At 69.7% G+C, this 15352-nt stretch carries 13 protein-coding genes; 9 read left to right on the top strand and 4 right to left on the bottom strand.

The genetic code is table 11. From position 1 onward, the window contains the following. The first annotated feature begins 8 nt into the window (after window positions 1–8). From ASF28_RS05970 to metH, 6 genes are all read left to right on the top strand, one after another. Window positions 9–1409 (top strand): dicarboxylate/amino acid:cation symporter, encoded by a 1401-nt coding sequence (locus ASF28_RS05970; RefSeq protein ID WP_056088931.1) that lies wholly within the window; start codon window positions 9–11, stop codon window positions 1407–1409. Between the two features lie 9 nt (window positions 1410–1418). After that, a complete protein-coding gene (locus tag ASF28_RS05965; protein WP_056088928.1) occupies window positions 1419–2324 on the top strand; it encodes an ROK family protein in 906 nt (301 codons plus the stop codon). 59 nt (window positions 2325–2383) lie between these two features. Then, entirely contained in the window at window positions 2384–3391 is a 1008-nt protein-coding gene (locus tag ASF28_RS05960) for an ArsR/SmtB family transcription factor (protein WP_056088924.1), read from the top strand. A gap of 56 nt (window positions 3392–3447) precedes the next feature. Then, on the top strand, window positions 3448–4371 hold the full coding sequence (metF, locus tag ASF28_RS05955) for a methylenetetrahydrofolate reductase [NAD(P)H] (protein ID WP_056088921.1): 924 nt from the start codon (window positions 3448–3450) through the stop codon (window positions 4369–4371). Between the two features lie 29 nt (window positions 4372–4400). After that, window positions 4401–4652: a hypothetical protein gene (locus ASF28_RS05950; RefSeq protein ID WP_056088919.1), complete on the top strand. Its 252-nt coding sequence runs from the start codon at window positions 4401–4403 to the stop codon at window positions 4650–4652. A gap of 163 nt (window positions 4653–4815) precedes the next feature. Further along, complete coding sequence (metH, locus tag ASF28_RS05945) at window positions 4816–8568, top strand: methionine synthase (protein WP_056088916.1); 3753 nt, start codon at window positions 4816–4818, stop codon at window positions 8566–8568. A gap of 56 nt (window positions 8569–8624) precedes the next feature. On the opposite strand, the gene ASF28_RS05940 is transcribed toward metH, so the two are convergent. Next, window positions 8625–9407: a VOC family protein gene (locus ASF28_RS05940; protein ID WP_056088913.1), complete on the bottom strand. Its 783-nt coding sequence runs from the start codon at window positions 9405–9407 to the stop codon at window positions 8625–8627. Window positions 9408–9491: 84 nt separating this feature from the next. Between ASF28_RS05940 and ASF28_RS05935 the strand changes: the two genes are divergently transcribed. Continuing rightward, window positions 9492–9947 carry a MarR family winged helix-turn-helix transcriptional regulator gene (locus tag ASF28_RS05935; protein WP_056088912.1) on the top strand — a complete coding sequence of 152 codons (456 nt, stop codon included), beginning with the start codon at window positions 9492–9494 and terminating at the stop codon, window positions 9945–9947. Between the two features lie 133 nt (window positions 9948–10080). Next, window positions 10081–10530, top strand: coding sequence for a hypothetical protein (locus ASF28_RS05930; RefSeq protein ID WP_056088909.1), 450 nt, complete (start codon window positions 10081–10083; stop codon window positions 10528–10530). A gap of 18 nt (window positions 10531–10548) precedes the next feature. On the opposite strand, the gene ASF28_RS05925 is transcribed toward ASF28_RS05930, so the two are convergent. Next, window positions 10549–10764: a hypothetical protein gene (locus ASF28_RS05925; protein WP_056088904.1), complete on the bottom strand. Its 216-nt coding sequence runs from the start codon at window positions 10762–10764 to the stop codon at window positions 10549–10551. Between the two features lie 202 nt (window positions 10765–10966). On the opposite strand from ASF28_RS05925, the gene fae reads away from it, so the two are divergent. Next, window positions 10967–11506: a formaldehyde-activating enzyme gene (gene fae, locus ASF28_RS05920; protein ID WP_056088899.1), complete on the top strand. Its 540-nt coding sequence runs from the start codon at window positions 10967–10969 to the stop codon at window positions 11504–11506. Window positions 11507–11540: 34 nt separating this feature from the next. Here the strand turns inward: fae and ASF28_RS05915 are convergent, their stop codons facing one another. Further along, window positions 11541–11978 (bottom strand): hypothetical protein, encoded by a 438-nt coding sequence (locus tag ASF28_RS05915; RefSeq protein ID WP_056088896.1) that lies wholly within the window; start codon window positions 11976–11978, stop codon window positions 11541–11543. Between the two features lie 45 nt (window positions 11979–12023). Then, window positions 12024–15341, bottom strand: a complete 3318-nt coding sequence (locus tag ASF28_RS05910) for an error-prone DNA polymerase (protein ID WP_056088893.1) — start codon at window positions 15339–15341, stop codon at window positions 12024–12026. Between the last annotated feature and the right edge of the window lie 11 nt (window positions 15342–15352).

Below are 15352 nucleotides of genomic sequence, written 5' to 3'. Positions count from 1 at the left end.
AGGGAACGATGTCCCAGGCGATGACCCACGGCACGGTGGCCGAGCCCCCACGGGTGGCCGAACCCTGGTACAAGGTCCTCTACATCCAGGTGCTGATTGCCATCGCGCTCGGCATCCTGCTCGGCTACCTCCATCCGGAATGGGGCAAGTCGGTCAAGTGGCTGGGTGACGCCTTCATCGCCCTGATCAAGATGATGATCGCGCCGATCATCTTCTGTACCATCGTGCACGGCATCGCCTCCATCGGTGACCTGAAGAAGGTCGGCCGCGTCGGCCTGAAGGCCCTGGTCTACTTCGAGGTGGTCTCCACCATCGCCCTGCTCATCGGCATCCTCGTCGGCGAGGTGGTCAAGCCCGGCGCCGGCTTCAACGCCGACGTGACGAAGCTCGACGGCAAGTCGGTGGAGAAGTACGCCAAGATGGCCGCCGACGATTCGGTGACCGGCCACATCATGGCGCTGATCCCGAAGAGCTTCTTCGACGCCTTCGCCACCGGCGATCTGCTCCAGGTGCTGCTGATCTCGATCCTCACCGGCGTCGTCGTCACCGGCATGGGCAAGCGCGGCGAGGTCATCACCCACGCCATCGACACGATGGGGCAGATCTTCTTCCGCATCATCGGCCTCGTGGTGAAGCTGGCGCCCATCGGCGCCTTCGGCGCCATGGCCTTCACCATCGGCCAGTACGGCATCGGCAAGGTGGTCGACCTCGCCTGGCTGGTGGGCACCTTCTACGTCACGGCATTCCTGTTCGTCGTCGTCGTGCTCGGCGGCATCGCCCGGGTGGCCGGCTTCTCGATCTTCCGCTTCCTCGCCTACATCAAGGACGAGCTCCTCATCGTCCTCGGCACCTCGTCGTCCGAGACGGTGCTGCCGCACATGATGACGAAGATGCGCCGCCTCGGCGCCTCGGATTCCGTGGTCGGCCTCGTGATCCCCACGGGCTACTCGTTCAACCTCGACGGCACCAACATCTACATGACCCTGGCGACCCTGTTCCTCGCCCAGGCGGTGGGCGCGGACCTGTCGTTCGGCCAGTACGCCACCATCATCCTCGTGGCGATGCTGACCTCGAAGGGCGCCTCGGGCGTCACGGGGGCGGGCTTCATCACCCTGGCGGCGACGCTCTCGGCCATCCCCAACAACCCGGTTCCGGTGGCCGCCATGACGCTGATCCTCGGCGTCGACAAGTTCATGTCGGAATGCCGGGCCATCACCAACCTCATCGGCAACGGTGTCGCCACCGTCGTGGTCAGCCGCTGGGAGGGCGAGCTCGACCGGGAGAAGCTGCGCCAGGTGATGGAGCACCCCTTCTCCATCGGCACGGACATCTCGGATCACGCGCCCAACATGGACCCGGCCACCACGCCGTCCGCGGCGGCCGCGCCCATCCCCGCGCCCGCGCGCTGATCCAAAACCTTGCGCCTCGGAATCGACCTCGGCGGCACCAAGATCGCCGGGATCGTCCTCGATGATACCGGGGCGACGCGGGCGGAGGCCCGCGTCGCCACACCGCGTGAGGATTACGCCGGCACCCTCGGCGCCATCGCCACCCTCGTCGCCGGCCTCGAAGCCCGCACCGGACCCGCCGGCAGAGTCGGCGTGGGCATGCCGGGCGCCCTCGCGCCGGCCACGGGTCTCGTCAAGAACGCCAACTCGACCTGGCTCAACGGCCGGCCCTTCGCCGCCGACCTCGCCCACGCCCTCGGCCGCCCCGTGCGGGTCGAGAACGACGCCAATTGCCTCGCCGTGTCCGAGGCCGTCGACGGAGCGGGCGCCGGTGCCGCCGTCGTCTGGGCGATCATCCTCGGCACCGGCGTCGGCTCCGGCATCGCGCTCCACGGCCGCGCCCTATCGGGCCGGGGCCGCATCGCCGGCGAGTGGGGCCACAACCCGCTGCCGGCGCCGCGCGACGACGAGCGTCCGGGGGCGGCCTGCTATTGCGGCCGCACCGGCTGCATCGAGACCTGGCTGTCGGGGCCGGGGCTGGCCGCCGACCACGCTCGCCATACCGGAAACGCCCTCACCGCCGAGGCCGTCGTGGCGGCGATGCGCACGGGCGACGTGATCGCGCAAAGAACCTTCGCGCGCTACCGCGACCGCCTCGGCCGGGCGCTTGCCCACGTGGTCAACATCCTCGATCCCGACACCATCGTCATCGGCGGCGGCCTCTCGCGCCTGCCCGAACTGTTCGAGGGTCTCGCCGACCTGACGGCGCCCCACGTGTTCTCGGACCGGTTCGACACCCCCATCCGCCCGAGCCTGCACGGCGACGCCTCCGGGGTCAGGGGCGCGGCGTGGCTGTGGAACGGAGACGGACCCTGACGCCGGTTCCCGCGCGGAGCCCCTTGCCAGGGCCCGGGATTGCACATAAACATATCTTTATGTCTCATGCAGGTGCCTCAGCAGAACCATCGGTGCCGTTCGCGCACGCCCTCGGCGTGCTGCGTGCGGCGGCCGAGGAGACGCGCCTGCGCATCCTCGCCCTCCTGGCGGAAGGCGAACTGTCGGTCTCCGACCTGACCGACATTTTGGGCCAGTCGCAGCCCCGCATCTCGCGCCACCTGAAGCTCCTAGTCGAAGCCGGCCTCGTCGAGCGTCACCGCGAGGGGGCCTGGGCGTTCTTCCGCCTCCTCGACGGCCGGGCCGGCCTCGTCGATCCCCTCATCGCCGGGCTTGATGCGGGGAGCCCGCCGCTCTCGGAGGACCGGGCGCGGCGCGAGGCCGTGCGCGCCCAGCGGGCCGAGGCCGCCCAGACCTTCTTCGCCCGCCTCGCCCCGAAATGGGATCACCTGCGCTCGCTCCACGTGCCGGAGGCCACCGTCGAGGCCGCCGTCCTCGACGCGCTGGGCAACCGGCCGATCCGCAACCTCATCGACCTCGGTACCGGCACCGGCCGGATGCTCGGACTGCTCGCCGGCCGCGCCACCCGCGCCACGGGCCTCGATTCCAGCCACGCCATGCTGTCCGTCGCCCGGGCCAACCTGGAGCGGGCCGGCCTGTCGCGGGTGGACCTGCGCCAGGGCGACATCCACGCCCCGCCCTTCGGCAGGGGCAGCTTCGACCTCGTGCTGGTGCATCAGGTGCTGCACTACCTCGACGATCCGGCGCGGGCGCTGCGCGAGGCCGCCCGCCTCGTGGCGCCGGGCGGGCGCCTCCTCGTGGTCGATTTCGCGCCCCACGGCCTCGAGTTCCTGCGCGAGACCCAGGCCCATCGCCGCCTCGGCTTCGCGCCCGAGCAGGTGACGGGCTGGCTCAACGATGCGGGCCTCGCCACCGTCACCACCCGCGACCTCGCCCCCCCGGCGGCGGAGGCCGATCACCAGCTCACCGTCACCCTCTGGCTCGGGGCGGATGCCGCCGAGGCCGGACTGGAACTGGCCGTCGCCTGACCGGCCCATCCGCTTTCGCGATCCGTCTGAACCGACCGACATTGAGGACGTCCCCGATGCCCACCGCCTCCCAACACCGCGCCAGCCGCGACGGCTACCGCCCGATCCGGGTCTCCATCGAGTTCTTCCCGCCGAAGACCGACGAGATGGAGCAGATCCTGTGGAAGTCCATCGAGCGCCTCGCGCCGCTCCAGCCGAAATTCGTCTCGGTGACCTACGGGGCCGGCGGCTCGACGCGTGAGCGCACCCACAACACCGTGGCCCGCATGGTCCGCGAGACCGGCCTGAAGCCCGCCGCCCACCTCACCTGCGTCGACGCCACCCGCGAGGAGATCGACGCCGTCGTGCAATCCTACTGGGATGCCGGCGTGCGCCACATCGTGGCCCTGCGCGGCGACCCGCAGGACGGGGTCGGCACGACCTATCGTCCGCATCCGGGCGGCTACGCCCAGACGGCGGACCTCGTCGCCGGCATCAAGCGCATCGGCGACTTCAAGGTTTCGGTCTCGGCCTATCCCGAGAAGCACCCGGAGGCCGCCTCCCTCGACGCCGACATCGACGCCCTGAAGGCCAAGGTCGATGCCGGGGCCGATCAGGCGATCACGCAGTTCTTCTTCGAGAACGACATCTACCTGCGCTACGTCGACAAGGTGCGGGCGGCGGGCATCGACATCCCCATCATTCCCGGGATCCTGCCCGTCCAGAACTTCAAGCAATCGGCCAACTTCGCCCGCCGCACCGGCGCCTCGGTGCCGTACTGGCTCGCCGCCCGGTTCGAGGGCCTCGAGAACGACCCCGACACCCGCCGCCTCGTGGCGGCGGCGGTGGCGGCCGAACAGGTGCTCGATCTGGTCGATCAGGGCGTCAACGACTTCCATTTCTACTCGATGAACCGCTCCGACCTCGTCTACGCCATCTGCCACCTGCTCGGCCTGCGTGCGCCGGCCCCCAAGGTGGAAGCCGCGAAGGCGGCCGCCTAGATATCAGGGGTGGGAGCAGGAGGCGTGCCGTGGCCGAACCGCAGGATATGATCCTTCCTTTGTTACGTGAAATACGTGCGGACCTGAAAGCCGGCTTCGATCGTGTTGATCGGAAACTGGAACAGCACGATGCACGCTTCGACAAGCTTGAGTGCCGTTTCGACAATCTGCGCGAGGCCGTGAACGGCGAATCCGTCCTCGGTCGCTATGCCGCCGCTCAGTTTGAGGAGCGGCTCGAGGCCATCGAGAAGCGCCTCGCTGTGCTGGAGACGGGGTCCTGAAGCCCGTCGGGCCCTTCCCAGACAGCGCCTCTCCTCCCCCTTGCGGGGAGGAGCCGGAGGTGGGGGTGGTGCCGGATACGGCGCGACACCTTCGCAACCACCCCCACCCCTGACCCCTCCCCGCAAGGGGGAGGGGACCTCCGTGACGAGACATGAGAAACCCATGACCGACCTGCGCCCCGTCGACGGAAAAGAGATCGAAGCGGCCCTGCGCCAGCGCGCCGCCGAAAAAATCCTCGTCCTCGACGGGGCGATGGGCACCGTGATCCAGCGCCTCGGCTACGGCGAGGCCGATTTTCGCGGGCACCGGTTCACCGATCACGGCCACGATCAGAAGGGCAACAACGACCTTCTGATCCTGACGCAACCCGACGCGATCCGGCAGATCCACCTCGACTACTTCCTCGCCGGCGCCGATATGTGCGAGACCAACACGTTCTCCGGCACCACCATCGCCCAGGCCGATTACGGCATGGAATCGATCATCCACGAGCTGAACCTGCAGGGCGCGCGCCTCGCCCGCGAGGCCGCCCAGCTCGCCGAGGCGCAGGATGGCCGCCGCCGCTTCGTCGCCGGCGCCATCGGGCCGACGAACCGGACCCTGTCGATCTCGCCCGACGTCAACAATCCGGGCTACCGGGCGGTCACCTTCGACGAGGTCAAGCAGGCCTATGTCGAGCAGGTCCGCGGCCTCATGGATGGCGGCGCCGAACTCATCCTCATCGAGACGATCTTCGACACGCTCAACGCCAAGGCGGCGGTGGCGGCGGCCTGGGCCGTGTTCGACGAGCGCGGCGTCACCCTGCCGATCATGATCTCGGGCACGATCACGGATCTCTCCGGCCGGACCCTGTCGGGCCAGACCCCGGAGGCGTTCTGGAACGCCCTGCGCCACTCCGCCCCGCTCACCATCGGCCTCAACTGTGCGCTGGGCGCCAAGGAAATGCGGGGCCACATCTCGGAGCTGTCGCGCATCGCCGACACCCTGGTCTGCGCCTACCCGAATGCGGGCCTGCCCAACGAATTCGGCCTCTACGACGAGAGCCCCGAGGCCATGGGCAAGCTGGTCGGCGAATTCGCGGCCGGCGGCATCGTCAACATGGTCGGCGGCTGCTGCGGCACCACGCCGGACCACATCCGCGCCATCGCTGAAGCCGTCGCCGGGTGCAAGCCGCGGGTCATTCCCGACGTGCCGCGCCTCATGCGCCTGTCGGGCCTGGAGCCGTTCACGCTGACGAAGGAGATCCCCTTCGTGAACGTCGGCGAGCGCACCAACGTCACCGGCTCGGCCAAGTTCAGGAAGCTCGTCACCGCCGGCGACTACGCGGCGGCCCTGGACGTCGCCCGCGATCAGGTGGCGGCGGGCGCCAGCATCATCGACATCAACATGGACGAGGGCCTGCTCGATTCCGAGAAGGCCATGGTGGAGTTCCTCAACCTCGTCGCCGCCGAGCCCGACATCGCCCGGGTGCCGGTGATGATCGATTCCTCGAAATTCCACGTCATCGAGGCCGGCCTGAAGTGCGTCCAGGGCAAGGCCATCGTGAACTCCATCTCCATGAAGGAGGGCGTGGACAAGTTCATCGCCGACGCGCGTGTCTGCCGCTCTTACGGCGCGGCGGTGGTGGTCATGGCCTTCGACGAACAGGGCCAGGCCGACACCCTGGAGCGCAAGGTCGAGATCTGCACCAAGGCCTACCGGGTCCTGACCGAGGAGATCGGCTTCCCGCCGGAAGACATCATCTTCGACCCCAACGTCTTTGCCGTCGCCACCGGCATCGAGGAGCATAACGGCTACGGCGTCGCCTTCATCGAGGCGACCCGGATCATTCGCGAGACCCTGCCCCACGCCCACATCTCGGGCGGCATCTCGAACCTCAGCTTCGCCTTCCGCGGCAACGAGCCCGTGCGCGAGGCCATGCACGCGGTGTTCCTGTACCACGCGATCCAGGTCGGCATGGACATGGGCATCGTGAATGCCGGCCAGCTCGCCATCTACGACGAGCTGCCGGCGGAGCTGCGCGAGCTGTGCGAGGACGTGGTCCTCAACCGCCGCGACGATTCCACCGACCGGCTGCTGGAAGCGGCGGCGCGCTTCAAGTCCGGCGGCGGCGTCCAGGCCAAGACCGCCGACCTGTCCTGGCGCGAGGCGCCGGTGGAGAAGCGCATCGAGCACGCGCTGGTCAACGGTATCACCGAGTACATCCTCGCCGACACGGAAGAGGCGCGGCTCCAATCCGCCCGGCCCCTCCACGTCATCGAAGGCCCGCTCATGGCCGGCATGAACGTGGTCGGGGACCTGTTCGGCTCGGGCAAGATGTTCCTGCCGCAGGTGGTGAAGTCCGCCCGCGTGATGAAGCAGGCGGTGGCCCATCTCGAGCCGTTCATGGAGGCGGAGAAGCTCGCCAACGGCGGCGACGGCAAGCGTCAGGCCGCGGGCAAGATCCTGATGGCGACGGTGAAGGGCGACGTCCACGACATCGGCAAGAACATCGTCGGCGTCGTGCTCGCCTGCAACAACTACGAGATCATCGATCTCGGCGTGATGGTCTCGGCCGCCAAGATTCTCGACGTCGCCCGCAAGGAAAACGTCGACATCGTCGGCTTGTCGGGTCTCATCACCCCGTCCCTCGACGAGATGGTGCACGTCGCCGCCGAGATGGAGCGCGAGGGCTTTTCGGTGCCCCTGCTCATCGGTGGCGCCACGACGAGCCGCGTCCACACGGCGGTGAAGATCCACCCGTCCTACGCCCGCGGCCAGACCGTCTACGTCACCGATGCGAGCCGCTCGGTGGGCGTGGTCTCGAGCCTGCTCTCGAAGGAGACCCGGGATTCGACCATCGAGAAGGTCCGGGCCGAGTACAGGAAGGTCGCCGACGCCCACGCCCGCTCGGAACTCGACAAGCAGCGCCTGCCGCTCGCCAAGGCCCGCGCCAACCCGTTCCGGATCGACTGGTCGGGCTACGCGCCACGTAAGCCGACCTTCACCGGGGCGCGCGTCTTCGCCTCCTACGAGGTCGCCGATCTCGTGCCCTATATCGACTGGACGCCGTTCCTGCAGACCTACGAGTTCAAGGGCCGCTATCCGGCGATCTTCGAGGACCCGAACCAGGGACCGGCGGCGAAAGCCCTGTTCGATGACGCGCAGGAGATGCTGGCCCAGATCGTCGCCGAGCGCTGGTTCAACCCGAAGGCGATCATCGGCTTCTGGCCGGCGAACTCCGTCGGCGACGACATCGCCCTCTACACCGGAGAGAGCCGGTCGGAGAAACTCGCGACCTTCCACGGCCTGCGCCAGCAATTGTCGAAGCGCGATGGCCGCGCCAACACCTGCCTGTCCGACTTCGTGGCGCCGGAAGGCTCCGGCGTCGCCGATTACGTCGGCGGCTTCGTGGTCACGGCCGGGTTGGAGGAAGTCCGCATCGCCGAGCGCTTCGAGCGGGCCAACGACGATTACCGCTCGATCCTGGTGAAGGCGCTCGCCGACCGCATCGCCGAGGCCCTGGCCGAGCGCATGCACGAGCGCGTGCGCAAGGAGTTCTGGGGCTACGCCGCCGACGAGACCACCGCCCCCGAGGATCTGGTCCGCGAAGAGTATGCCGGCATCCGCCCGGCGCCCGGCTATCCGTCCCAGCCCGACCACACCGAGAAGGTGACGCTGTTCGATCTGCTGAAGGCCGAGCCGCGCATCGGGGTGAAGCTCACGGAATCCTACGCCATGTGGCCGGGCTCGTCGGTGTCGGGCCTCTACATCGCCCACCCGGACTCGCATTACTTCGGCGTCGCCAAGGTCGAGCGCGATCAGGTCGAGGATTACGCCGCCCGCAAGGGCATGGACCTGGCGCAGGTGGAGCGCTGGCTCGGTCCGATCCTGAACTATGACCCGGCCCGCTACCTCGCGGCGGCGGCGGAGTAGCTTTTTGGATCTCGCGGGGCGGCGGTGCTCCTGGCGCCTCCGCCCCGCGGGGGAACCTATCGCTCCGCCGCCGTCAGGGCGAACAGCGCGCCCTGCGGGTCGAGCCCGTGCAGGATCCAGGCGCCGCCCGGCACCTGATGCGGCCCGTTGAGCACCTGTCCGCCGGCCTGGGCGATGCGCGCGGCGGCTGCATCGATTGCCGAGACCGTGAAGTAGTAGAGCCAGGCCGGTGGCCCCTGCATCTGCGGCGGCTTGGTCATCAGGCCGCCCACCGCCGGGCCGTCGCCCGTGGCGAAGAGCTGGTAGATGCCCATCGGTCCGAGATCGATGGCCTCCCTCGGCGTCCAGCCGAACAGGCCGGCGTAGAAGGCGAAGGCCGTCTCGCGGTCGCCGACGTGCAACTCGCGCCAGCCGACATGGCCGGGGGCCGTGGAGCCGGCCGGCGGCGGGGCGCAAGCCTCGTCCGAGGGTGGTCCGGCTGCGAACAGCAGGAAGACGGCGCCGTGCGGGTCGGCGACCCCGGCGAAGCGGCCGATGCCGGGGATTTCGGTGGGCGGGCAGTGGACGGCGCCACCGGCCCGCTTCACTGCCGCGGCGGAGGCGTCGACATCCGTCACTGCGATGGAGCCGGTCCAGGCCGGTCGGCCGTCGGTCCCCTCTGACAGGGTCGTCAGCCCGGCCACCGGCACCGTGCCGGCGCGGAACTGGGTGTAGTCCACACCGTCGATGCCCGCCGGGCTCGCGTCCCAACCGACGACGCGGCGGTAGAACGCCTCCGCGGCGACCGTGTCGGTGGTCATGAGTTCGTACCAGATGAACTGTCCGTCGGGTGCGGCCATGCGCGAGTCTCCCCCTAATCGGTCGCGGCCCTGACGCGCCGCGAGTCGCCTTGACATTTAGGTTGATATCAACCTAAATCGTGTATGTCAAAGTCTGAGGCCGCTCCCCTGGTGCCGTTCGCCGCGACCCTGATGGTGCGCGACACCTGCCTGTGCCTCCACGTGCAGCGCGCCGCCCGCGCCCTGGCGCGTCACTTCGACGAAGTGATGCGGCCGTTAAGTCTCACCCACGGGCAGTTCTCCCTGCTGATGGCCCTCAATCGGCCGGATCCCGCGGGGCTCGGCGCCGTGGCGGCCCTGCTCGCCATGGACCGCACCACCCTGACGGCGGCCCTGAAGCCCCTGGAGCGGCGCGGCCTCGTCGCGGTGTCCCCCGATCCGAAGGACCGGCGCGGTCGCCGCCTCGCCCTCACGCCCGCCGGCCTGGCGCTCCTCGCCGACGCCTTACCCCTGTGGGTATCGGCGCACGCGGCCGTCGAGGCGCGGATGCCGGAGGCCGGGCCGGAGCGGCTTCGGGCGGGCCTGCGCGCCCTGGCCTGAGGCCGGAGCGGCGGAAACGCGCGGGAGTGTGGCCCGGTGAGGCTTGACCGTGGGGCCGCCTGCGCTTCAATGCCGTCGAGACTTTGGCGAGGCCAGACGCAAGGGCGCCCCGATCGTGTACCGGACCAGCCCCATGCCCGTATCCAACACGGCGGCCGTGATCCTGGCCGTCACCGCCCTCGGTCTCCTGGCCTCGGGCTGCACCGGCTTCGCCTACGTGTCGAAGACCTATGTCAGCCTGACCCCACAGGTGGTGACCATCGGCTGTAAGGACCCCTACGAGGTCTACGACCAGCGCCGCATCCGCAAGATGCTCATCGTCTCGAATTCCCTGCGGGAGATCACCGGCTGCGGGATCGACGACCGCCTCGACGGCGGCGACCCGTCCCTCACCCGCGCCAAGCGCTTTCGCGAGGCGGCGCGCACCTACCTCGACGAGACCGTGCGGGAGGATTGCAAGATCACCGGCGAGACGGTGTTCACCGATCTCCAGACCGAGTTCACCTATTCCTGCGCCGGCCCCATCGAGCCGCGCGGCACCAAGGTTCCGCGCCTGCCGGGCCGCAACCGCGTCGGGCTGTAACCCTCGAGACTTCGAGGATCAAGCGTCGGGCGGCTGCAAAAAAGTCCGCTCGATGGCGTCGCCCGAGGCGGCGAGCAGGGCGCGGGCGAGGGTGCGGGCCTCGTCGCGGTCGAGGGTGAGGATGGCGGTGAACGGTCGACCGGCGACATCCGGCAGGCCGATCTCGACCCGGACGCCGTCTTCCGCCGCCGCGACCGACAGGCTCCAGTCCCGGTCGTGTGACCCTGCACTCATCGGCTCGTTACCCTTTTCGCGGCGACGTTCCGCCAATGCTGCATGACCGATCCCGCTTGGCGAGGCCAGCGCCAGTTGCGGCGCCCCTCGCGGCGGCCTCTGGCGGCGTCCTCTCGCGATTGACGGCGCGCCGCCCGGTGGTGTTTGTGCGCCCCGACCCGCCCGGCCCGTCGCCGGGCTCTCAAGCCTGAGAAAGAGACCCATGTCCGAGATTTGGTTCCGCACCGGCGAGGCCACCGTACTCGCCGCCGAGGGGCAATACACCGACGCCATGCCGGAGGTGCTCATCGGCTCCACCCGCGGACCCGCCGGTCAGGCGTTCGCCGGCATGATGGGCCAGGTCCAGGGCCACACCCGGATGTTCGTGGTGCGCGACCTCAACCAGCTCGTGCGCCCGGCCACGATGATGACCACCAAGGCCACCATCCACACGGCCGAGTACGTCGAGCTCCTCGGCGGCGTGGTCCAGGCCGCCACGGGCGACGCCATCATCGACTGCGTCATCGAGGGCGTGCTGCCGAAGGACGGCCTCGACGACCTGTGCATGATCATCATGATCTGGCTCGACCCGCGCTGCGCCGAGGACGGCAACCTCGACCGCAAGGACCTCTACCGCACCAACTACGAGGCGACGAAGCTCGCCATCGGCCGCGCCATGAAGGGCGAGCCGTCCATCGACGAACTCATCGCCAACCGCAAGACGGTGAAGCACTACGCCCTGGAAGACGTGATCGAGTATTGATCTTTGTGATGGAAGCGGGTTCCGGCCCGCTCCCTCACCCCGGCGGGATGCGCCCCACGGAGCACAGGGTACGGATCGATCCGGTCCGGTCGGTGTAGCAGCTCGCCGACCAGCCGTTCTGCTGGATGAAGGATTTTTTGCCCTCGCGGAGCGCCGTGGCATGGGCCGTGGCAAGGGCCCCCTGTACGGCATCGGCGGAGACGCCCACCACGATCTGCCCGGCGACGGCGAGGTCCTGGAAATAGGCGGCCGAGGGGGCCGGGTCGCCGGAGGCCGCCTGGACGATGGGCTCGGCCCGGCAGGTGAGGTCGATCCGGATGGCGCCCGGAACTCGGATCTCGACGCCCGGTCCCTGCCGCCGCCCGGCCTTGCCGCCGATGGCGGATGCCACCTGAGCGGCGAGGCCGTCGCACTCGTCGGCGCGGGATGCCACGGTGGTGAGGAGCAGGAGGGCGAGGGCGGGGCGCAGCATGACTGCACTCTCGTTCAGGCTCCAGATCCTGTCGAGGTCTGGAACTTAATGAAAATCCCGGCTGCGATAGACACGCCGGTCGGGCGGCGCGGAAAAATCCGTGGTCTCGGGGGGCAGGCGCAGGCCGCCCTCGCGCAGGCTCCGCAATTCGGCACTGAGATCGCGGAACTGTTCGGCGAGGAGATGGACCACGAGACCCTGGCGCTGCACCCGCCCGCGCACGGCGAGGAAGCGCGCTCCCATGGCGACGGCCCGGTGGGCCTCGAACACCTTGGCCCAGACGATGACGTTGGCGATGCCGGTCTCGTCCTCGAGGGTCAGGAACACCGTGCCGCGGGCCGTGCCGGGGCGCTGGCGGGTGAGCACGAGGCCCGCCACGGTGACGCGGGCGTTGTTGGGGACGCGGGCCGGGTCGTGGTGGTCGCGGGCGGGAATCGCGCCGATCCGGGCGAGGCGCGCCCGGAAGAACGCCACCGGATGGCCCTTCAGGGAGAGGCCCGTCGCGGCGTAATCCTCGGCCACGTGCTCGGACGCCGCCATTTCGGGCAGCGCCACGGCGGGTTCGGTGCGGAACAGCCCGTCATCGGCGTGGAAGGCGAAGAGCGGCATCGGCGCCTCCAGGAGATGCGCGCGCCGGTCGGTGCCCTGGCGCGACGCGGCCTTGCGGCTCGACGTGCCCTCCAGGGTCCGCACCGCCCACAGGGCCGCGCGCCGGTCGAGGTCGAGGGAGCGGAAGGCGTCGGCCTCGGCCAGCCGCTCCAGGGCGTTGCGCGGCAGGGTGAGGGCCGCCTGCAACCCCTCGATGCTGGCGTAGCCGTTGCCGCGCAGGGCCACGAGGCGGCGCATGGCCGCCTCCGGCGCGCCGCTCACCTGGCGCAGGCCGATCCGCACGGCGAGGCGCCGGGGAACGCCCGGGGGCGGGGGCTCGGAGGCCGGCTCCAGGGTGCAGTCCCAGGCGCTGGCGTTCACGTCGACGCCGCGCACCTCGACGCCGTGGGCGCGGGCGTCGCGGACGAGCTGGGCCGGCTGGTAGAATCCCATGGGCTGGGCGTTGAGGATCGCCGCGAGGAAGACGTCGGGGTGGCGGCACTTCATCCAGGCCGAGGCGTAGACCAGCAGGGCGAAGCTCGCCGCGTGGCTCTCGGGAAAGCCGTAGGTGGAGAACCCCTCGATCTGCTTGAAGCAGCGCTCGGTGAAGTCGCGCGGGTAGCCGCGCGCCACCATGCCCTCGACGAATTTCGTCCGGAAGTTCACGATCTCGCCGTTGTGCCGGAAGGTCGCCATGGCCCGACGCAGGCCGTCGGCCTCGGACGGCAGGAACCCGGCCGCCGTGATGGCGATCTGCATGGCGTGCTCTTGGAACAGGGGCACGCCGTAGGTCCGCTTGAGCACGCTCTCGAGCTCGTTCGCCGGTCCGTGATCGGGATGGGGCGACGGGTAGATCACGGGCTCCAAGTTCTGGCGCCGGCGCAGGTAGGGATGCACCATGTCGCCCTGGATCGGGCCGGGGCGGACGATGGCGACCTGCACCACGAGGTCGTAGAACTCGGCCGGCTTCAGGCGCGGCAGCATCGACATCTGCGCCCGGCTCTCGACCTGGAACACGCCGACGGAATCGGCCTTCGACAGCATGGCGTAGACGGCCGGGTCCTCGCGCGGCAGGTCGGCGAGGGTCGGGTAGTCGTGGCCGTAGTCGCGGGCCAGGAAGTCGACGCCGCGCTTGAGGCAGCTCAGCATGCCGAGCGCCAGAATATCGACCTTCATCAGGCCGAGGACGTCGATGTCGTCCTTGTCCCACTCGATGAAGGTCCGGTCCGCCATGGCGGCGTTGCCCACCGGCACGGTCTCGTCGAGGCGCCCGCGGGTGAGCACGAAGCCGCCAACATGCTGCGACAGGTGACGGGGGAAACCGATGAGGGCGTGGGCGAGATCGAGGGCCTGCCGGATCGCCGGGTTCCTGGGATCGAGGCCGGCCTGCTCGACATGGGCGTCGGGCAGGTCGGCGCCCCAGGAGCCCCAGACGGTGTCGGCCATCACGCCGGTGATGTCGGGGGTGAGGCCCAAAACCTTGCCGACCTCGCGGATGGCGCTGCGCGGCCGGTAGTGGATCACCGTGGCGCAGATGGCGGCGCGGTCGCGGCCGTAGCGGTCGTAGAGGTGCTGGATCACCTCCTCGCGACGCTCGTGCTCGAAATCGACGTCGATGTCGGGCGGCTCGGCCCGGTTCTCCGAGATGAACCGCGCGAACAGCAGGCGGATCTCGGTGGGGTCCACGGCCGTGATGCCGAGGCAGTAGCACACCACGGAATTGGCGGCCGACCCGCGGCCCTGGCACAGGATGCCCTTGGAGCGCGCGAACTCGACGATGTCGAACAGGGTGAGGAAGTAGCGCGCGTAATCCATCTTCGCGATGAGGACGAGCTCGTCCGCGATGGTGTTCGCGATGGCCTCGGGGATGCCGTCCGGGTAGCGCCACCGGGCGCGCTCGTGGACCTTGTCGGCGAGATAGCCCTGGGCGGTCCGGCCCGGCGGCACCGGCTCGTCGGGGTATTCGTAGCGCAGCTGATCGAGGGAGAAGCCGCAGGCCTGCGCGATCTCCACCGTCCGGGCCAGCGCGTCCGGGTGGTCGGCAAACAGCCGCGCCATCATGCTGGGCGGCTTGAGATGGCGTTCGGCGTTGGCCTCCAGCCGGTAGCCGGCCTCGCGCAGGGTGCAGCCGGCGCGGATGCAGGCGAGGATGTCCTGCAGGGGGCGCCGGCCGGGGGCATGGTAGAGGGCGTCCGACACCGCCACCAGGGGCGCGCCGAGGCGCTTTCCCCATTCGGCGAGGCGGCCGAGGCGCCGGCGTTCGTCGCCGCGATGGTGGTGGCTGCCGGCCAGGAACGTCCGCCCCGGCGCGGCCTCGGCGAGGGCCGCGAGGTGGTCGGCGAAGGCTTGGTCCAAGTCCTCCGGCGGCATGTTTCCGGGAGGCATGGCGATCAGCATCTGGCCCTCGCTCGCCGCCAGCATCTCGGGAAAGGAGAACCGGCAGGCGCCCTTCTCCGAGCGGCGGTTGCCGAGGGTGAGGAGGCGGCAGAGCCGGCCGTAGGCCACCCGGTCCATGGGATAGGCGACCGCCTCGAACCCGTCTTCCGTCACGAGGCGCACGCCCACGAGAGTGCGGATGGGGGGCTCCCCGGCTTTCGCCCGACGCAACCCCTCCGCATAGGCGCGCACCACGCCCGAAAGCGTGTTGCGGTCGGCGATGCCGATGGCGGCGAACCCGAACGCGGCCGCCGTCGCCACCATCTCCTCCGGGTGGGAGGCCCCGCGCAGGAAGGAGAAGTTCGTGGTCACGGCGAGCTCAGCGTAGGGCGGCGTCATGCCCCCGCCCG

Origin of the sequence: Methylobacterium sp. Leaf99, assembly GCF_001422375.1 — a bacterium.
Lineage (GTDB): Bacteria > Pseudomonadota > Alphaproteobacteria > Rhizobiales > Beijerinckiaceae > Methylobacterium.
The sequence above is the reverse complement of the archived record's forward strand: the minus strand, read 5'-3'. Positions and strand labels throughout refer to the sequence as shown.